At 54.5% G+C, this 18,181-nt stretch carries 16 protein-coding genes and 1 pseudogene; 9 read left to right on the top strand and 8 right to left on the bottom strand.

What is annotated here, in order from left to right:
- The first annotated feature begins 86 nt into the window (after nt 1-86).
- The 3 genes from VI25_RS16160 to VI25_RS16150 all read left to right on the top strand — a co-directional run bounded on the left by VI25_RS16160 (nt 87) and on the right by VI25_RS16150 (nt 1,543).
- A complete protein-coding gene (locus VI25_RS16160) occupies nt 87-506 on the top strand; it encodes an EamA family transporter (protein WP_082455598.1) in 420 nt (139 codons plus the stop codon).
- A gap of 128 nt (nt 507-634) precedes the next feature.
- Entirely contained in the window at nt 635-1,027 is a 393-nt protein-coding gene (locus VI25_RS16155; RefSeq protein ID WP_045690413.1) for a group III truncated hemoglobin, read from the top strand.
- A 126-nt stretch (nt 1,028-1,153) separates the two neighbouring features.
- Nucleotides 1,154-1,543 carry a group III truncated hemoglobin gene (locus VI25_RS16150; protein WP_052695653.1) on the top strand — a complete coding sequence of 130 codons (390 nt, stop codon included), beginning with the start codon at nt 1,154-1,156 and terminating at the stop codon, nt 1,541-1,543.
- A gap of 232 nt (nt 1,544-1,775) precedes the next feature.
- Here the strand turns inward: VI25_RS16150 and odhB are convergent.
- From odhB to VI25_RS16135, 3 genes and pseudogenes are all read right to left on the bottom strand, one after another.
- Nucleotides 1,776-3,426: pseudogene (gene odhB / locus VI25_RS16145) on the bottom strand (2-oxoglutarate dehydrogenase complex dihydrolipoyllysine-residue succinyltransferase).
- Between the two features lie 135 nt (nt 3,427-3,561).
- Nucleotides 3,562-6,408 carry a 2-oxoglutarate dehydrogenase E1 component gene (locus VI25_RS16140; RefSeq protein WP_045689318.1) on the bottom strand — a complete coding sequence of 949 codons (2,847 nt, stop codon included), beginning with the start codon at nt 6,406-6,408 and terminating at the stop codon, nt 3,562-3,564.
- A gap of 204 nt (nt 6,409-6,612) precedes the next feature.
- Entirely contained in the window at nt 6,613-7,815 is a 1,203-nt protein-coding gene (locus VI25_RS16135; protein ID WP_052695346.1) for an SMP-30/gluconolactonase/LRE family protein, read from the bottom strand.
- A gap of 625 nt (nt 7,816-8,440) precedes the next feature.
- Between VI25_RS16135 and VI25_RS16130 the strand changes: the two genes are divergently transcribed.
- On the top strand, nt 8,441-8,827 hold the full coding sequence (locus VI25_RS16130; protein ID WP_161806961.1) for a hypothetical protein: 387 nt from the start codon (nt 8,441-8,443) through the stop codon (nt 8,825-8,827).
- A 22-nt stretch (nt 8,828-8,849) separates the two neighbouring features.
- Here the strand turns inward: VI25_RS16130 and VI25_RS16125 are convergent, their stop codons facing one another.
- Nucleotides 8,850-9,866: a hypothetical protein gene (locus tag VI25_RS16125; protein ID WP_082455596.1), complete on the bottom strand. Its 1,017-nt coding sequence runs from the start codon at nt 9,864-9,866 to the stop codon at nt 8,850-8,852.
- A gap of 180 nt (nt 9,867-10,046) precedes the next feature.
- Nucleotides 10,047-10,448 (bottom strand): hypothetical protein, encoded by a 402-nt coding sequence (locus VI25_RS16120; protein WP_045689319.1) that lies wholly within the window; start codon nt 10,446-10,448, stop codon nt 10,047-10,049.
- A gap of 147 nt (nt 10,449-10,595) precedes the next feature.
- On the opposite strand from VI25_RS16120, the gene VI25_RS16115 reads away from it, so the two are divergent.
- A complete protein-coding gene (locus tag VI25_RS16115) occupies nt 10,596-12,593 on the top strand; it encodes a WG repeat-containing protein (RefSeq protein ID WP_045689320.1) in 1,998 nt (665 codons plus the stop codon).
- 24 nt (nt 12,594-12,617) lie between these two features.
- On the opposite strand, the gene VI25_RS16110 is transcribed toward VI25_RS16115, so the two are convergent.
- On the bottom strand, nt 12,618-13,088 hold the full coding sequence (locus VI25_RS16110) for a DUF6799 domain-containing protein (protein ID WP_152981665.1): 471 nt from the start codon (nt 13,086-13,088) through the stop codon (nt 12,618-12,620).
- A gap of 223 nt (nt 13,089-13,311) precedes the next feature.
- On the opposite strand from VI25_RS16110, the gene VI25_RS16105 reads away from it, so the two are divergent.
- A complete protein-coding gene (locus tag VI25_RS16105; RefSeq protein ID WP_082455600.1) occupies nt 13,312-13,638 on the top strand; it encodes a hypothetical protein in 327 nt (108 codons plus the stop codon).
- A 163-nt stretch (nt 13,639-13,801) separates the two neighbouring features.
- Here the strand turns inward: VI25_RS16105 and VI25_RS27060 are convergent, their stop codons facing one another.
- Together VI25_RS27060 and VI25_RS16100 are read right to left on the bottom strand one after the other, a co-directional pair.
- Nucleotides 13,802-14,188, bottom strand: a complete 387-nt coding sequence (locus VI25_RS27060; protein ID WP_236705081.1) for a hypothetical protein — start codon at nt 14,186-14,188, stop codon at nt 13,802-13,804.
- The gene (locus tag VI25_RS16100) at nt 14,179-15,342 is read right to left on the bottom strand and encodes a hypothetical protein (RefSeq protein WP_236705080.1); all 1,164 of its coding nucleotides are present in this window, start codon (nt 15,340-15,342) and stop codon (nt 14,179-14,181) included. Before VI25_RS16100 ends, VI25_RS27060 begins: the two co-directional genes overlap by 10 nt.
- Nucleotides 15,343-16,130: 788 nt before the next feature.
- Between VI25_RS16100 and VI25_RS16090 the strand changes: the two genes are divergently transcribed.
- From VI25_RS16090 to VI25_RS16080, 3 genes are all read left to right on the top strand, one after another.
- The gene (locus VI25_RS16090) at nt 16,131-16,349 is read left to right on the top strand and encodes a CsbD family protein (protein ID WP_045689324.1); all 219 of its coding nucleotides are present in this window, start codon (nt 16,131-16,133) and stop codon (nt 16,347-16,349) included.
- Nucleotides 16,350-16,484: 135 nt separating this feature from the next.
- Nucleotides 16,485-17,093 carry a hypothetical protein gene (locus tag VI25_RS16085; protein WP_052695349.1) on the top strand — a complete coding sequence of 203 codons (609 nt, stop codon included), beginning with the start codon at nt 16,485-16,487 and terminating at the stop codon, nt 17,091-17,093.
- A 212-nt stretch (nt 17,094-17,305) separates the two neighbouring features.
- Complete coding sequence (locus VI25_RS16080; protein ID WP_072144838.1) at nt 17,306-18,133, top strand: DUF1206 domain-containing protein; 828 nt, start codon at nt 17,306-17,308, stop codon at nt 18,131-18,133.
- Nucleotides 18,134-18,181 lie beyond the last annotated feature (48 nt).

The following is an 18,181-nucleotide window of genomic DNA, read 5'->3' as shown; positions in this document are numbered from 1 at the left end:
ACTTATTTGAGCTAGACCTGAATCCTGCTTCAAATATTTTTTCCGTTTCTTTCCAACGGTATAAGATTGCCTAACGGCGGACTCGTGTGGGCTGTTGGCTTTTTATTCCATGCTCGCCAACCAAGCCCCCCCCTTTCCTATCTGGAGGTATGCAGATGCTATGTGGCGGGGTAGTTATGCTGATAGTAGGCGTGCTGCGCGGCGAGGCTACCGGTTTCGCCCTGGCGCAGGTCACGGCGAAGTCGTGGGGGGCATACGCCTACTTGGTTACGTTTGGGTCTATTGTTGCCTTTACCGCTTACATCTGGCTGCTTCGGGTAGTTGAGCCAGCACTTGCGGGCACCTACGCTTTTGTAAATCCAGTGGTAGCCGTGCTGTTGGGCTGGGCCTTTGCGGGCGAATCCTTAAACGGGGGCATGCTTGGCGGAGCAGTACTCATTGTGCTAGCAGTTGCGCTAGTGATACTCGGTGGCAAGCAGCAACCAGCCGACCCATCGAAGACATAAGAACTACCCAAGTACTAGCCCTGTTCTAGGTGTGCTGCTCACACACAGAAACTACTGTACGCTATGGGCATTTGGTTTATCCTCTCCTGCTGATTTCCTGTCAGCAACCTCTTTTTTGTTCTCCATTCATGTCTGAAACCTTGCCTGATATTCAAACTGAGGCGGATATCCGCCAGTTGGTCGACGCTTTTTATAGCCGTGTGCAAACCGATCAACTCATCGGCCCCATATTCCAAGCAGTGGTACAAGACAACTGGCCTCGCCACCTTGCTACTATGTACGACTTCTGGAGCAGCCTACTGTTCGGGACTAGTCGTTATCGGGGCCGCCCGTTTCCTAAGCACTTGGCGCTACCTGTAGAAGGACAGCATTTCCGGCACTGGCTCACACTGTTTGTTGAAACCGTAGATGCCCATTTTAGCGGCGCCAAAGCCGATGAAGCTATTTATAAGGCTGGTAATCTGGCTACTATTTTCGAGTACCGAGTGGGGCAGGCTCGCAATCCATTGTCGCTACTATAACTGGTGCTGGATTGATGAAACCTATGCAACAATTTATAAAAAAAGTTTTATATTTATATAGCGAAGTCCATGCAACCTGCGTAAATTCGCTACGTATCAGGTAGCCCACAATCTTACTAATCCCCTATGAAAACGTCTCTTACTCTACCCGACATTCGCACCGAAGGCGACATTAAGACTTTGGTAGATACGCTATGCTCTAAGGCTACCAAGGACACCCTGCTGGGTGCCAGCTTTGGAGCGGCGGCACGTATTCATTGGCCCCATTACCTGACTACTCAATACCGCTATTGGAGCACCACCCTCCTGGGTCAAGGCTCTACCGAAGGCGATGCCCTGCCTGAGCAGCTGGCCCTTCCCCGTAGCGGCCCGCATGTTCAGCACTGGCTCGACCTGTTTTCTTCAACGGTAGAAGAGCACTTTGCCGGCTCCAAGGCCGAGCAAGCTAAACAACTGGCTAAGCAGCTCGTTACCCGCCTAAGCATCACTCGCTCCCGCGAACTACCCGTAGACTAATATCATCCCTCCCTTCCCTATTCCCGCTCTCTCCCATCCACCCTACTCCTAAAGAGGCCCTTGGCATACTGCCAAGGGCCTCTTTATTTTTCTACCCTTCAGACTTCAAGCTGTTTTAAGCGGCTCACCGCTATCTAGGCGTACCAGGCCACAAGCACAATTTGCCGCTCCTCTCTTGCGAGTAGCAAGCAGAAGAGCGGCAAATTGTGCTTGTGGGTGTACTACCCAATAATTATACGCCGAGCAACAGACGAGTTGGATCTTCGAGTAACTCTTTCACGCGCACCAAGAACGATACCGACTCGCGGCCGTCGATGATGCGGTGGTCGTAGCTCAGGGCCAAGTACATCATGGGGCGAATCACTACCTGCCGTTTTCAGCAATGGGGCGCTGCACAATGTTGTGCATGCCCAGAATAGCCGATTGTGGGGCGTTGATGATGGGAGTGCTCATCATGGAGCCGAATACGCCACCGTTGGTAATAGTGAACGTACCACCGGTCATCTGCTCAATCGTGAGCTTGTTGTCGCGGGCAAGACCAGCTAAGCGCTGAATCTCCTTCTCGATACCATCGAACGACAACTCCTCCGCGTTGCGAATTACCGGCACTACCAGTCCTTTCGGAGCCGATACGGCAATGCTGATGTCGCAGAAGTCATTGTACACGATGTCGGTGCCATCAATTTGAGCATTCACGGCCGGCCACTCTTTCAGGGCCACGCATACGGCTTGGTGAAGAACGACATGAAGCCGAGGCCTACGCTGTGCTTCTCCTTAAACTTGTCTTTGAACTTGTTGCGCAGGTCCATGATGGGCTGCATGTTCACCTCGTTGAAGGTAGTGAGCATGGCCGTCTCATTTTTCACTGCCACCAAGCGGCGCGATACCGTCTTGCGCAGGTTGCTCATCCGCTCGCGACGCACATTGCGGTTGCCGCTGGCAGCGGGAGCAGCTGCTGGGGCGGCCGGAGCCTTAGCGGGAGCGGCGGCCGGAGCTGGAGCAGCCGGACGAGCCTGGGCATTCTGAGCATCTTCTTTGGTAATGCGGCCATCCCGACCCGAACCTTGCACATCGGCAGGGTTGATGCCTTTTTCGCCCAGAATTTTACCAGCGGCGGGCGAGGGAGTACCGGTAGCGTAGCTGGTAGCACTACCTGCTGCCGAAGCGGCAGGAGCCGGAGCAGCTGGAGTTGTGGCCGAAGCAGCAGGGGCCGCGGGAGCCGCAGCACCACTACCCCCTTCAATACGAGCAATGGTAGCTCCGATGCCAATAGTTTCGCCTTCTGCCGCGGCATGACGGAGCGTGCCAGTACCTTCGGCAGGCAACTCAAACGTAGCCTTATCGGACTCCAACTCAGCAATGATTTCGTCGCGCTGCACTTGGGCGCCGTCTTCTTTCAACCACTTAGCTACCGTCACTTCTGTGATAGACTCGCCTACGGCTGGAATTTTCATTTCTACCGTGGCGCCACCGCCCGCACTAGCAGAAGCAGCCGCAGTTGGGGTATCAGCCGAGCCAGCTTGCGAGCCACCATACCCGCTCTGGTTGCTGGCTTGGGGATTTTGCTCGCCCTGCGATACAGGGTCGGCGCTCGGGGTAGCGGGGGCGCTAGCAGCCGGTGCGGCTGGTACAGCAGCAGCGGGAGCACCAGCACCATCGATTTCGGCAATAGCAGTACCGATACCAATGGTTTCGCCTTCGGCAACGCGAATTTTCAGCACACCGTCAGCTTCAGCCGGTAGCTCAAAGGTTGCTTTATCAGATTCTAACTCGGCAATTACTTCGTCGCGCTTCACGGTGTCACCGTCGGCTTTAAGCCATTTGGCAATGGTAACTTCGGTGATAGACTCGCCGACGGCGGGGATTTTGATTTCCAGACCCATGGTGGGAGTGTTGAAGGGTTTCGGTGGGTGGTAGCGCAAGCTAGGCAGCTCACACTCCTGAACGACTATTGATACGTAAACTCAGCGGTATCCCCTACTACGCAGGTTTTGGCCACATAGTAGGGGACATACTGGTTAGTCAGCTTTTTGCGCTGTGGCGGCCGTCTCCTTAATGGTTTCGTCGGCAACGGCTTCGCGAGGCTTGTCAAAGGCGCGAGCAACTAGCTCTTTCTGCTCCTTCACGTGCACCTTATTGTAGCCAGTTGCGGGCGAGGCCGATGGCTTACGCGAAATCACATCTTCCAACTCGCGACGCATGAAGCGCAACAGGTAGTTCCAGTAGCCCATGTTCTCGGGCTCCTCTTGTACCCAGTACACTTTGGCCTTCGGATACTTCGCTAGCTCGGCGTCCAGTTGCTTCTTGGGGAAAGGGTGCAACTGCTCTAGGCGAACAATGGCAACGTCCTTGCGCTCCGACTTCTGCTGTTCTTCCAACAGGTCGAAGTACACTTTGCCCGAGCACAGCAACACTCGTTTTACTTGCTTGTCCTCCACGTACACGTCGCCCAGCACTTCCCGGAAGTTGCCCGACGTGAACTCCTCTACCGGCGACACGCATAGCGGGTGACGCAGCATCGACTTGGGCGACATTACAACCAGAGGCTTACGAAACTCCCAAGTCAGCTGACGGCGCAGGGCGTGGAAGAAGTTAGCCGGCGTGGTCATGTTTGCCACGATGATGTTGTTTTCAGCCGCTAGCTGTAGGAAACGTTCGGGGCGGGCGTTGGAGTGCTCCGGACCTTGGCCTTCATAGCCGTGAGGTAGTAGCATCACCAGGCCGTTCATGCGCTGCCACTTGCTCTCCGACGACACGATGAACTGGTCAATCATGGTCTGGGCACCGTTGGCGAAGTCACCAAACTGGGCTTCCCAGATGACAAGAGCTGTGGGGTTTGCCATGGCGTACCCGAACTCGAAGCCCAGCACACCATACTCACTCAGCAGCGAGTTGTAGATGCACAACTGCTCATGCTCGCCTTCCATGAAGTTCAGCGAGTTGTAGGGAGCCGACGTTTCGGCATCATGCAGTACGGCGTGGCGGTGCGAGAATGTACCGCGCTGCACATCCTGCCCGCTCAGGCGTACGATGTGGTTTTCGGCCAGCAACGAACCATAGGCCAGCAGCTCGCCGGCGGCCCAGTTTAGGGTGCGCGTCTCGAAGAACATCTTCTTGCGCTCCTTCAACAGATTATCAATCTGCTTGATTGGCTTGAAGCCTTCGGGCAAAGTGGTCAGGGCTTGCCCTACTTTGTGCACTATCTCCTCGCTGATGCCAGTGACGGGCGACTGGTCGAAATCCTCGGGCTTGCTGCGGCGCAGGCTGCGCCACTCGTTTTCTAGCGCTTGGTAGTTGTAGGGAAGTGGCTTCTGCTTCACCATATCCAAGCGGGCTTGCAGCAGGTCGCGGAATTCGCGGTCCATCTGATTAGCCAGCTCTTTATCTACGTCACCGCGCTCTACCAGCATTGCGTTGTACACCTCCCGGGGGTTTTGGTGCTTGCTGATGATGTTATAGAGAGTAGGCTGGGTGAACTTCGGCTCGTCCGATTCATTATGACCGTGACGGCGGTAGCACACCATATCAATAAAGATGTCGGCGTGGAACTGCTGGCGGTACTCGGTAGCCAGTTGTACGGCAAACACCACGGCTTCGGGGTCGTCACCGTTTACGTGTACTACCGGTGCATCAATAATCTTGGCCAGGTCGGTGCTGTAGATAGAAGAACGGGCGTCTTCGAAGTCAGTGGTAAAGCCTACCTGGTTGTTAATCACGAAGTGCACGGTGCCGCCAGTCTTGTAGCCTTCCAGCTGCGACATCTGCGTTACCTCGTAGCCGATGCCCTGGCCTGCCACAGCAGCATCGCCGTGAATCAGAATGGGAAGCACCTTATTATAGTCGTTGCCGTAGCCATGGTCTAGCTTGGCGCGCACAAAACCTTCTACTACTGGGTTCACCGCTTCTAAGTGGGAAGGGTTGGGAGCCAGCTTTAAGTTTACGCTCCGCCCGCTGGCATCCACTTGGCTGCTGTAGCCCATGTGGTACTTCACGTCGCCGTCGCCCATGGTCAGGTCTGGCACGGCAGTACCCTCGAATTCCGAGAAGATCTGCTCGTACGTCTTGCCCATGATGTTGGCTAGCACGTTTAGACGGCCGCGGTGAGCCATTCCAATCATTACTTCCTCTACCCCCAGCTCAGCACCCTTATTGATGATAGCATCAAGCGCGGGAATAGTGGTTTCGCCGCCTTCCAGTGAGAAGCGCTTCTGGCCGAGGAATTTGGTGTGCAGGAAGTTTTCGAACACAACGGCCTCGTTGAGCTTACCGAGAATCCGCTTCTTGTATTCTATACCGGGGTTGAAGCTCAACGAATCCTTCTCTACTTTCTCGCGGAACCAGTCGAGCACCTGCGGGTCGCGGATGTACATGTACTCGAACCCGATGGTGCGCGTGTAGATCTTTTGCAGGGCCGCAACAATATCGCGCAAAGTGGCATCGGTGCCAAGACCGATTACTTCACCATTCTTGAAACGAGTATCGAGGTCTGCATCACTCAAGCCAAAATCAGCCAGGTTCAGCCGAGCCTTGCGGTCTTTGCGCTCACGCACGGGGTTGGTGCGCGCCACTAGGTGGCCGCGGCTCCGGTAGGCGTGAATCAGGTTGCGAACCTGCGTTTCCTTGTCAGCCGATACCGTATCTACGGCGCGTACCTGGGGAGCACCATTCGTGCTGGCGGGCGTAGTCAATACGCCAGCGCCATCGGCCTGAGGGATACCCCCTTCGGGATACTGCTGCGCGAAGTCGAAGCCTTCGAAGAACTTCTGCCAGCTTACATCTACCGACTGCGGATCAGTCTTGTAGGATTGGTAGAGCTGGTCAATGTATTCGCCGTGTGCATTGGCGATGTAAGAGTAAGCGTCCATGCGGTGGGAGCTGGTGGTGTCAGGGCAAATGTAAATAGGCTGATTAGAAAGCGAAAACTGATATTCGCATGTTCAAATAAACCTAAGTATCAGTTCTATAATTCCATCTAGCTTGAAACCATACTTAAGGGTGGACAATCTATTAAATAAAAAGAAAAGCCGCCCCTCATAAGAGGAACGGCTTTTTATAAGATTTGGGCCTTTCTATTTGGCTAAGGCCATTTTAAAGATGTGGTAGGGTTGATCCTGCTTACCGATTCCTTTATTCCAGGTTGGCGTTTTATGGATGGCAGAATTGGTTACGTACAAGGTGCCTCCATCAGATGAGAAGGCAAATGTATCCGGCCACTCCAAGCGGGGGTCCTGCACTACTGTCTCTATTTTGCCGTCAGGGGTCCGGCGCTTAATCGAATGATCCTCAAAGGTGGTCATGTACAGATTGTTGGCCGCATCTATCTCCATGCCGTCACAGGCGGGGACCTTGCCCAAATCCTCAATCTGCTGAGCCAACTGGGCGTCCGATAGAGCCGGGTTACGTAGTGCCTCCGTCTTTATGCGGTACAGTTTGTAACTAGTTAGTGGCTTCCAATACAAGTATTGCATGTCTTGGCTTAGGGCAATACCATCGGCGTTGAACTTAGCTTTGTTGCCACTGGGGTCAATTAGCTCGTGACCATCGGCTTTAACATTCAGCGTAGTATCAGCAAGCATGGAAGTGTGCATATTTAACAGCTTGCGCGCCTTGCCAGACTTCAAATCAACCACAACTAGGCTACCTACCCCCGATTCAGTGATGTACGCGTAATTATTTTGCGTGTCAATACGCACATCATTCAAGTAAGACTTCCGGGGGGCCACGCTTTCAGGGAAGCCGATGTTCTGCACTACCTTATTGGTCTTGGGGTCAATCTTTACCAATTTGGGCCCGCCAGGCACTGTGGCTTTTAGGCCCGGTGAAGCCGGGTCAAGTACCCATAGCATCCCCGTTTTATCGGCATATACGCTTTGCGGGCAGATCCAATGTTTCTGGGGCTCGTTGCGAACCGTCTCGTTCCAGATGCACCAGTTGGCATCAGGATATCCTTTCACCGAGCCATCAGGCTTGATTTCGGCTACGGGATTGACGGGATTATTATCCCAGCGTGGAAAATCCCCGAATACGCGCCCGTCGGGTAACACTGCTACCCCAACAATTTGCGGCTCTCGAAACTGAGCAACTACCTGCAACGGCGAGTTGGCTGGGGCAGTAGGAGCAGCAGCACCAGTAGAATCGGAGGTAGTACTTCCATTAGACGCAGTTGAATCAGCAGGCTTATCGGGAGCAGAGCAAGCGCCTAAAAAAGCACTTACCACTACCGTAGCACCCCAAGAGGTACGGGATACAAAGGAGGAAAAAACGGAGGCCATATGGTGGCGAGGGGTTAGTAAAAGAACAAAAACAAGTCAAAAAGGCAGACTATTATGGTCCGCACTTTTTTCTCTACGGCCGGGTTGAAAGCACGGTTGGGGATGCTAATACCCTGTAACCTATCCTTGGTGACCTACGTACTTGCGGCTCTTTAACCTGCTTAATATCCACGTTTACCCTTATAGCGGCCTAGTACAGCCCTCTTGGATGGCTGCCGACTCAATAAAAAAATTAGTCTTACCTTTGAGCCCTTCAAAAGCACATCATTTTATAAGTACAATCTATTATTCTAATTATCTATTTTACCACGCTATTTAGCACTTAACCTGACTGTTTTCGGCTGAATTGCCGCTTACCATAGATACCGAAGCCTATTTCTGCTTATCTGGCAGACATGCTTTTCCCAGCAGCCGAGTCGGGCCGGCCGTCCAAGCTCTCCGGGCGAAAGTGAGAGTCCACGAACCCAAGCGTCATGTCCATTGCGTTATTCCTACTGACATTCTTCTTCCCTCCCCGTGCTGTCTCTATCCCCGTGCTACGCCACCGCTCCTGACAGTTAGTCTGCCCCCTCGTCCGGTTCCCGTAGCGGTGCCGGTGCAGCCTGTTCTAAAGGCTCCCTCGTCCTTGTCGTACACCGTTACGGCTACTACCTACTGGCCCGAAGTTGGCCAGACAGATGCAGATCCAATGGAAACCGCCGACGGTTCCCGGATTCCTAAGCGGCACTCCAGCAAAACCCGTTGGCTTGCCGTCTCCCGCGACTTGCTCAGCAAGTGGGGCGGCCCATTTCACTACGGTGAGAAGGTGCAAGTACGCGGTATTTCCGACGCCCTAGATGGCGTATACATCATTCATGATACCATGAACCGCCGCCACCGCCACTGCGTGGACGTACTCGTGAGCGAGCGGGAATGCAAAAAGAAAAGTGGCTTTGAAGGCCGCTGGTCAGGTATCAAGCTTACCAAATACCCTTCCGAAACTACCCCTGAGCTTTCTTGGCAAGCTAGCTAGGCCGGTAATTCCTTTCTTTTCCTCAGGAATTTTCTGGGTAGTTGTGCAGTACACGGGGCTGCCCGTCGGCATCATACAGAAACGTAAGTGGCTCAGCTGGATTACGTAAGATTTCTTCCAGCGGAATTTGCCACCGTTTCCACATTTCCAGCAACGACTGTCCGTAGGTGTTGTTTTCCCATGGATTGAAAATGTCGCCGGTAACATCATCAATTAGTGCATCCATCACTAGTTCCTGGTCGCCGGGTTTTACCAGGCGGGGGAAATAGTTGGGCACCACATTCAGCAAGTACGCGGCGTAGTACACCCGCGCCTTAAACTCCGCAATCTGCACTGGGTGCAGGGGGCGGTAAGCATCCTGATACACTCTGCGCATAGCCTGCCGAATAATACCATTGTCGGCTAAGCAGGCTATTATCACAGTGTTATCTAGCTTGATGCTAAACGTAAGCGTACCTAAATCATCGTCATACTCAAACGGAATGGTATCCTCCTGGGCCTCAGCCTCAAGGATGAACAACGACCCAGGTACGAAGTCCTCGTATTCCATGGGCACGCGCAGCGCCTGAAACGGTTGGAAGAAAGCCTGAAAGCGCCGGAACAATTGCGCGTTTTCAGCCAGAGGGTATTGCGGCCGGGCCAATGGGTCGAGTTCGGTCAGTAGCTCCGTAACCAGAATGCCATAGAACATCTTCCCCAACCACAAGAACATAGTTTGGTCGTCTAACCCACGCAGGCCAGTGATGCCACGGTCGGCAGCGGCGGCTACGTGTGCTTCTAGGGGTTCTACATGATGCGTGCGGCAGTGCTCACAGCAGGCGATGCGCAGGTCTTGATACTGCACAATGCTCATATCCAACAGCTTCACTTGCCGCTCGTGCAAGTGGTAGCGTGTCATTAGCCAGTCGGCAAACACCGGCACGGTATCTTGGGGCGGCCTGGTTGGCATACCACACAGAAAACAGTGTTGGTAGCTAAAGCGCATGCCATCAAAAGGATCGTAGAGGGTGAGGGCGGGCAAAGGCTGGAACTCAGACATAGCAACTAAAAAAAGAGGGGCAAAGGTAGGAAATGCTGGCCGCGGGTGGGTAGGTCAACTACGCCCACCGAACAGCAACACATTACCTATGGCCGGCCAATATGTTTTCTACGCACTGCCAGAACACACAAAACCCCGCCTGGTACCAGGCGGGGTTTTAGAGGGTATGCTACCACATGTTTAGCGTGATAAGGTAGACCCCAGTTTGATGAGCAGCTTTCCGAGCTGGGCCAGTGGGCCGCTATAGCCATCGGAAGTTTCATCCGCTACTTTAGACGTCTCAGCGCCCAGTGTAGCAAGGGTTTCGGCAATGTCATGCACTTGCGTATCAGAAGCCGTCAGTTGCTCCCGCAGGCTAGTCAACTCCTGGATTATCTTGGCCAGCCCTGGGCGTTCTGACGCACGGAGTACTTCCGTCCAACGGTCTATTTCAACCAGGCCCTGGTCGTTGGCTTTATCGGGGGCTCCAGCGTTCAGCAAGTTCAGCGTGTCTTCGAGCAGCGCAGAGTTTTGCTGATCCGTTACATCTAGCGGTATGGTAGGCGTGGCTGGGGTCTGGGGGGTGGAGGCAGTAGAATCCATATAGTAGAAAAGCAAAAACAAATGGTTGAAAGAGCGTAAAGGGCTATACTTACCCGGCTCCGGAAAAGTTGGGCTTGTTGCGCTGGGTGTTTCTGCATCCTGCTTACGCATCACTGGCCGAAAACTTGCGGGGCCGTTGCCACTCCTATGCTGCACACCTACCAAGCCGATCCTTTTGCTGACCCTATCCGCCAACACCAGTTTGACGCGGTAGCAGCCGCCTTAGCGGTTGATTCTAGCGCGTCCGACACCCTGCTACTAGGAAACTTTCCTCTTTCTCCTGGCACCACTGCCGATGCCGTAGTCGTACGGCTGCGTAGCATTACCCTGCTACTGTTTGTACCTCACGGAGGGCTACTACACATTCCTGACTTGCGCTACGGTAGCTGGCAGCTTGATGACGTACCGCTGGCTGGCAATGCAGAAGCCGACAACCCTTTTCAGCAATTTCGGGAGCAGCGCGAAGCAGTAGCGGCGTGGCTTGCTCCGCGCTTGCCAGCCGATGCAGCTAACCTGCAATTCATTAGCGGGCTGGTGCTGTTTGCCGAGCCTGTACGCTTTGGGCCGGAGGTAGAGGAGCGCATGAGTTCTGTGCCTACGGCCTCGCTTTTTCACTTGCTGCCCAACCCCGCCCGTTTTACGCGCCGCCTAGCCCAGTTGGCCTCCCCAGAAATTGACCTAACAGCGGCCGATGTACGGCACTTAGCCGCCGAGGTAGGGCTACCAGTTGACGACCAGCCGCTCGCCCCGGCCGTGGCGCCAGCTACCGTCTATGCTCCCAGTGCAACCGACTTGCTACGCAGCAAAGCCGGCCGACTCTGGCGGTGGCTAGGTGCCGAAGATGTAGATGAACTGGACCGGGCCGACTCCGGGTACGAGGTAGATGTGGTGGCTCGCAGCCAAGAAAAAGCGCGGCTGGAAGAACTGCGCGCTACCCTGCAGGTCGACCTAAGCCAACAGCTACGTGCCATGGAGGCCCGGGAAGAAGAACGAGAGCAGCGCATTAGTCAGTTGCAGCACCAGCTAGCGGCAGCTCCCATATCGCCCAACACGTCCTCTACGCTGCAAGAGCAACTAGCCCAGGAGAAGCAAGAGAAGGCCGCGCTAGAATCCTCTATTCAGGCGTATCGGGCGGAGCTGGAAAACCGCAATCAGGAGCTCGGTACCAAAATTCAGCAGCTTGAAAATTTGCTACAACGGTTTGCCGCGGCTCCCCTTATAGGGCCTGCGCCCAGCCCTGCACCAGTACACGGGACCCCGCCGGCGCAGCCCCCCACCTCCTTAGGTAGCCCTGCGCCGGCCCCCGCTGGCCCTTCACCATCAGCTACTACTTCTTACCCATCTTCGGCTGGTTGGTCGCAAGAGGCGCGCAAGCAGGTGCTGGCTGGCGTCAGTAAGGGCCGCACCGTTCTTCAACGATTTGCTGCTTGGGCCACGCCGCACGTCACCCAGCTCCGTCACCAGCCCCGCAATGTTGCCTATGCAGCAGCCGGCGCTGCTCTGCTGCTAGCAGTAGCGGTAGTGCGCTGTAGCGACACCCCTGCTCCCGTGCCCTTCCGTCAAGGCGGCCTTCAGGGCCTACTTACCGCCAGCGGCGACACTCTGGTACCAGCTCGCTACGCCAGCATTGGGGAGTTTCAGGGCGGCCGTGCTGTAGTAGAACAAAACAAGGTTTTTGGCTTCATTGATGATGAAGGCCAGGAGGTGGTAGCACCCGCTTACGACGCGCTGTTTCCTTACTCTGATGGCTACGCGCGGGCCCGCATTGGCAAGTTCTACACCTTTCTGAATATGGATGGTGAGGAATTTGGAGCGTATTTCTACAGCGCCCGCGACTTTGCCAACAAGCATGCTGCTGTACTCGATTACCGGGGGTGGTTTTACATCACGGGCCCCGATGCACCGACCACACCACCACCCACCTTTCAGGAAGCTTATTCCTTTGACAAGGGCCTAGCACGAGTGAAAACCAAGGGCGCCTTTACCTTCGTTTCTGAAGAGTACTTAGCCGATACTACTGCAGGCACCGCTCCCTTTGGCCGCTATTCGCAAGCCACCGACTTCGATCCGCAGGAGCGGGCCTGGGTACGGCAGAATGGGCGCGGCTTCTACATTAACCGGGAAGGCGAAGAACTGAAAAACTAATTCGCTTCTACGGTTACGTAGCGGCTAGTCTTCGTCGTCATCATCACCGTGCTTATTCTTTTTGTGCTTACCGGCTTTTTTGCCTTTACCGTGGCCGCGCTCTTTCCCATTCCTCCAGCGTTGCGCTTGCAGGAGGGCTGGCTCCGCAGGCACCGCTACTGGAGCCGATGCCATAGGGGCGGCCAAGCTCAGGCGGCCATTAGAACGCGTAATTACGGCCACCGGCTGTCCCAGCAAGGTACAGCCTCGGCCCTCCGCTAGTTCCGTACGCCGGCCATCGCGCTCCACCACAAAGCCGTCGCGCGTGACGGTGCGTCCATTGGGCAAATGCACATCGCGCAGCATAGGCCGCGCTTGTCCGTTGCGCAATACGTACATCGAGCCGTCGCGGCGTTGGAATCCATCGTTTGCCTGCGCGTGTGCTCGTAAGCTGCTCAACACCACGCATGCAACTACCAAAGTGCCCTGTACTCGGCGGGAAAAAGAACGCTGCACTGAATACCTCACGTTTGAATTTGCATTGTGGCCGGGGCCTAGTAGCCGGCCCGCTTCTAAGCCCGAGCTACGGCTGAACTACCCTCCCCGTTGTGAAGAACAGCTCAGCAGAAAATCTTTTGCAAAGATGGGTTACTTTCTAATCACCGCATTATTAATCACCGTGCGACAGGTAGTGTCGCGCTTACGCTACTATTCCCTCACCCATCTTAGTATTTTTCCCATGAAATCCATTTTCAAGTCCCTGCTTGTTGCTGCTGCCGTTACGTTCTCTGTTGCTTCTTGCACGCAAGAGGGCAAAGAAAATGCAGATGCTGCTGCTACCAACGCCGAAGCTGCTGCTGAGCACACCGGCGACGCTGCTGAAGCTGAAGTGAACAACGCTGGCGAGGCCATTGAAAACTCGGCTGAGAAAGTAGCCGATAAAACTGAAGCTGCCGCTGACGAAGCTGCTGCTGAGACCAAAGCCGCTGCCTCCAACGCTGCTGCTGCTACCGAAGAAGCTGCTGGCGACGCTAAGGCCGAAATCAACGCTGCAGAGAAAAACTAACACCACGCCGACGCCGGACGGCACCGTGGTATAGTCGCAATGCCCGCCCTGGTTTCAGTGGCGGGCATTGTTGTTTTTTGCCCTGTGCCTCCTCACTCATAGCTGGCCTTGGCTGGCATAAGGGGGTACTAACCCCCATAGTTTCTAACCAGAGCGTGGGGCTTCACAAGCTGAGTTCGGGCACTATTTCGGTGGCACCGGCTAGCTGCACCAGCACCTCGTAGTAGGGGCGTCCTTCAATGCGCGCGTGCAGCCAGCCATAGAAACTGAGTGCCTGCAAGTCTTCTTGTTCCAAAGAGACGAAGGAAGGCAAGCTGGTAGCGCGCTGCACAAAGTCGGCGTTCTGCACCACGGTTGGGTCATCCAGAATTTCCTTTACCAGGCCTAAATAGCACAGCACCGTAGCATACCCGCCACCATCGGCCCCGAACCGCTCGCGCATCAGCCGCTCAATTGCCCGCAAGCGGTTTAGAGCCAGATCAGGGTTGCCCAACTCCAGTTGAATCAGCATCTCGCCCATGTTGCGGTTTACAACCCATTCTACGCCCATTTCCTGCTCGCACCAGTGGTCGGAGCGGCCAATGGCAATAACGGCCTGGTTAGCTTTCTGAAACTGGCCTTCGGCGAAATAGTGAAAGCCCAACCTAGGCGGGCCGTGAGCTGGTCGCGGGGGGAAAGAGGTGTGCGCAATACTTCCTCCAGCAACCGAATACTCTCGGCGTTCCGGCGCAGGAAGGCGTAATTTGCCGCCAGCAAAAAGGTGTAGCGGGGCCGCATGGCAGCTGCCAAAGTGCGCGGGCCATCTTCCAGGAGTATTCGCAACCGCTCCACGTACTCCACCGATTCGCGGAAGCGACGGGTACGGTACAGGGCGTGCGCTATCATATACAGGAGCCCAGTTTGTGCTTCGCGATGAGCAGGCAGAAAACCATGGCGCTTTTCCATTAGATGATAGCACCGCATCACAAAGGGAGCAAACGATAAGAAGTCGCGGCGCACTAGCATAGCCGAGCGGGCAATGGACATGAGCCGGTAGAGCAGAGCCGGCCGTCGGGCAAAGGCTTCCTGCAAATCATACTCGCGCAGAACTTCCTGCAATATGCCGTCAAACGACTCGCCTGCTCGCCCTTTCACGCGCGCCGCCCGCAGGCGCTGACGAATTAGGCTATCGGCGATGTTGGCACGTTCTTCCTCATCGGCTGCTTTCTTATTGAGATGGCGGCGCCGAATAATATCGTTCAGGTCGTCGGCGTATTTGCTGCCAGCCTGGGTTATTTGCAGGTTATATACCGTATTCAGGAGCTCGTACTGCTCGTTCTGGCAAGCTAGCTTTTCGGCCTTGCGTAAGGTAGACCACGCCAAGCGAGGGATACCTGCCTCGAATAGGTATTGGGCTAAGGTGAGAAGTCCTCGCACCGAGGAAGCCGCCGTAGGATCTTGCTGCCGCTGGCGGAGGAGTAGGTAATCCGTTAGATGACGCATGAGGCGCTTGCGCAAGGCGTAGTACGCCACGGCATTGGGCTCCTCGGGGTATAGACGCGCCAGTAGCTCCTCCGTTGTATATTCTTTCTGATGCAGCAATAGCTCGTAGAGGTGGGAGTCCATCCGCCCTTTTTGCTTACGCCGCTGCCGCTGAATAAACCGACCAAATTCCTTTCGGTCGTCGGGGGTAAAGGTGCTTAGAGTAGTACGTAAATCATCCATTGCGATAAAGTGAACAGGCACTCAATAATAGAGAATAAACTACATATTCGCTTATACTCCTTAAGCCTAATGCAAAGCCTCATTACAGTCTAACGAACAGCTAGTTATGCATATTTACATAGGATTTAAAAAGTCTGAATTATTCAAGTTTTCTTTCTGATGCTTGTATAGCTAGTAGTAACATTGTTTATCCTTCCTTTCCTACTTTATGATGCTATACCGTCTTTCATGCAGTCTACTAGTACTCCTTAGTATGCACCTGACCGGCTTTGCCCAAAAGCCGCGGCATGAGCAATGGAACGAATACACGGCGGCCAGCGGAAGCCCTAGCTTCTACACTCCTTCAGCACCGGTCGCACCCGACAGCAGTTGCATCTGGACCGATGACGAACCGCTTCGCAGCTTGCTAGATGATTCGCTGGTACTGACGGAAGCTACTGCGGCGCTTTTTCCATTGGCCATCTACTCACCTGGGCTTCGCGTTGGGAGCCTGGTTATAGCTGCATCAGCAAACGCTTCACTCCCTCTTACTCCCCAACAGGCTACTAGCGCTATACTAACTAAGGGCGCCATGCCTACCCTTCTATTTACCTCAAAAGTAATTCCTTATACAACCAGCAGAAAGAAAATTCTGGCTTTGGCTCGGGCATAAGTACTCGTAGTAACGGGGTTCGTGCTGGTGAGCAATGTCCACAGCTTGGCGCTGTTTATCTTATTTACTCATCACTAACCTTACCCTTAGCTCAACCGTATACTCTGGCGTCCTCCCACCTAAACACCCTACTAGTATGGATGCCAACAACAATAACATCAACGACTCTACCGAACTGCGTGCCCGCGGCAACTGGAACGAAGTGAAAGGCCAAGCCAAGCAGAAATGGGGCAACCTAACCGACGATGACCTGACCTACGAAGAAGGTCAGCAGGATGAGTGGTTCGGCCGTCTTCAGCACAAGACCGGCGAAACTATTGACGACATCAAAGCCTGGTTCCACCGCACTTTCTAAGAGAACCTAAGTAGAGAGGCCTCGCACTTATTCTGTGCGGGGCCTTTTTTTGCCTTCCAGACGCATTTTAGGAGCTACGCGGAACCTGTTTTTGTTGGTTCATGCTACCTAAAATAGAATCCTTGCCCGCTTACTATGCCTATCTCAGTTGATGAGCTACGGACCCTTGGGAACCAGGCAGTACTAGAGTTACCCAAAACAGCCTTTTTTTGCTCGCGCGAGTACCCCGCTGCTATTGAGCGCGCCACATACTTATGGGCCATGGAACAGCGCATGAATAGGCACTGCGTGCTTTCCGGGTTTCACTCGAAGCTAGAGCAAACCGTGCTGCGCTACTTACGCCAAGATGGCAACCATCCTATTGCGTACGCGCTAGGCAGAGGTATTCAATCGGGCTTGGCGTTTGAGTATGAGCGGGAGCTTACTACCGGCCAGCTACTTTTTCTGTCTCCCTTCGAAACCAACGTAGCCATTGTAACTAAGGAAACGGTGGCTATTCGGAATCTGCTGCTCGCCGATCTGGCCGACGATTTCTTTGTTCCCTACGTGACACCCAACGGCAACTTGGAGCAACTGCTGGCCAATCCTCTTGCGCAGAACAAGCCTATCCTAACGCTGGACTTACCGGCCAACCGGTACCTCCTAGACCTGGGCGCAGAGGTGTACCAACCAAACCTACTCCTGAGCTCCCACGACAGTTGGTTGTTGGGGGGGCCTACGTTGCCTAACGGACCAGCTAATTAGACTCAGCGGCTATAAAGCAAGTAGCGGCATAAGGATCTAAACGAGGTAGTGTTACGTGGTGTGCGGTTAGTTGCGTTGCTGTTGTGCAGCGAGAGTATGTGCAAGCGGGCAGTGCCGGAGTGGAGTAGCATGCTTTCCAGCCGAGGCAGAACAACTATTAGAGCTTGGTTTTGCGTATGGGGTAAAAACTGTCTCCCTAACCATCCTGCTCTATGTCTGCCTCCGATACATTACTCTCCGCCGTCCCGTCTTCACCCTCCTCGGGTATCAGAACACTGGCTCGCTTTGGCTTTGCTGCCAAGGGCGTGGTATACCTGCTTATTGGGCTATTGGCTCTCCTAGCGGCCACCGGCCAGCGCGGCGGCCAAACCGCCGACAAGAAACAAGCCGTACAAACGCTGCAAGATTTGCCTGGCGGACCTGTGCTCTTGGGCCTCATTGCTTTTGGCTTGCTGGGCTACATTGTGTGGCGCTTCACGCAAGCCACGCTCGACACCGAGAATAAAGGCTCCGATGCCAAAGGCCTGGGCCGGCGCATTGGCTACGCTGCTAGTGGCTTGCTATACGCCAGCCTTGCTTGGTACGCCGCTCAGCTTGCCTGGAAAGGCTCAGCCGATTCTAGCTCGAACGGCCAGCAAACGCTTACCGCCACCATTTTAAGCTGGCCCGCTGGCGAATGGATTATCATGGCTGTGGGCCTTGCCATCATCGGAACGGGCCTCTACCAGATTTACCGGGCGTACTCCGGCAAGTTTCATAAGCATGTGAATGCCAGTGGCCTGCCTGCTAACCAGCAAAATATTGTGTACCGCACTGGTCAGGTAGGCTACACGGCCCGGGGCATTGTAATGGGTATTATTGGTTACTTCTTTGTGCAGGCAGGTCGCCAGTCGAGCGCTCAAGCTGTTGGCACTACCGACGAAGCATTTGACCTGCTGGCTACTATGGGTCCCGGCGTGTTGGCCGTAGTAGCCCTCGGGCTTATGGCCTACGGCGTATACATGCTGGTGCAAGCCCGTTATCCTGTGCTACGCATCTGAGTTTAGTGCACTCACGAATAAATATCAACTAAAAGCTTGCTAGATAGC

Source organism: Hymenobacter sp. AT01-02 (genome assembly GCF_000961955.2).
Lineage (GTDB): Bacteria > Bacteroidota > Bacteroidia > Cytophagales > Hymenobacteraceae > Hymenobacter > Hymenobacter mucosus.
This window is presented reverse-complemented; position numbering and strand designations above follow the sequence as displayed.

Excerpts from the sequence above, each read along its gene's own strand:
- VI25_RS16155 (WP_045690413.1), top strand. The coding sequence starts at position 635 with ATGTCTGAAACCTTGCCTGATATTCAAACTGAGGCGGATATCCGCCAG.
- VI25_RS16150 (WP_052695653.1), top strand. The coding sequence starts at position 1,154 with ATGAAAACGTCTCTTACTCTACCCGACATTCGCACCGAAGGCGACATT.
- VI25_RS16140 (WP_045689318.1), bottom strand. The coding sequence starts at position 6,408 with ATGGACGCTTACTCTTACATCGCCAATGCACACGGCGAATACATTGAC.
- VI25_RS16135 (WP_052695346.1), bottom strand. The coding sequence starts at position 7,815 with ATGGCCTCCGTTTTTTCCTCCTTTGTATCCCGTACCTCTTGGGGTGCT.
- VI25_RS16125 (WP_082455596.1), bottom strand. The coding sequence starts at position 9,866 with ATGTCTGAGTTCCAGCCTTTGCCCGCCCTCACCCTCTACGATCCTTTT.
- VI25_RS16120 (WP_045689319.1), bottom strand. The coding sequence starts at position 10,448 with ATGGATTCTACTGCCTCCACCCCCCAGACCCCAGCCACGCCTACCATA.
- VI25_RS16115 (WP_045689320.1), top strand. The coding sequence starts at position 10,596 with ATGCTGCACACCTACCAAGCCGATCCTTTTGCTGACCCTATCCGCCAA.
- VI25_RS16105 (WP_082455600.1), top strand. The coding sequence starts at position 13,312 with ATGAAATCCATTTTCAAGTCCCTGCTTGTTGCTGCTGCCGTTACGTTC.
- VI25_RS27060 (WP_236705081.1), bottom strand. The coding sequence starts at position 14,188 with ATGGGCGTAGAATGGGTTGTAAACCGCAACATGGGCGAGATGCTGATT.
- VI25_RS16100 (WP_236705080.1), bottom strand. The coding sequence starts at position 15,342 with ATGGATGATTTACGTACTACTCTAAGCACCTTTACCCCCGACGACCGA.
- VI25_RS16090 (WP_045689324.1), top strand. The coding sequence starts at position 16,131 with ATGGATGCCAACAACAATAACATCAACGACTCTACCGAACTGCGTGCC.
- VI25_RS16085 (WP_052695349.1), top strand. The coding sequence starts at position 16,485 with ATGCCTATCTCAGTTGATGAGCTACGGACCCTTGGGAACCAGGCAGTA.
- VI25_RS16080 (WP_072144838.1), top strand. The coding sequence starts at position 17,306 with ATGTCTGCCTCCGATACATTACTCTCCGCCGTCCCGTCTTCACCCTCC.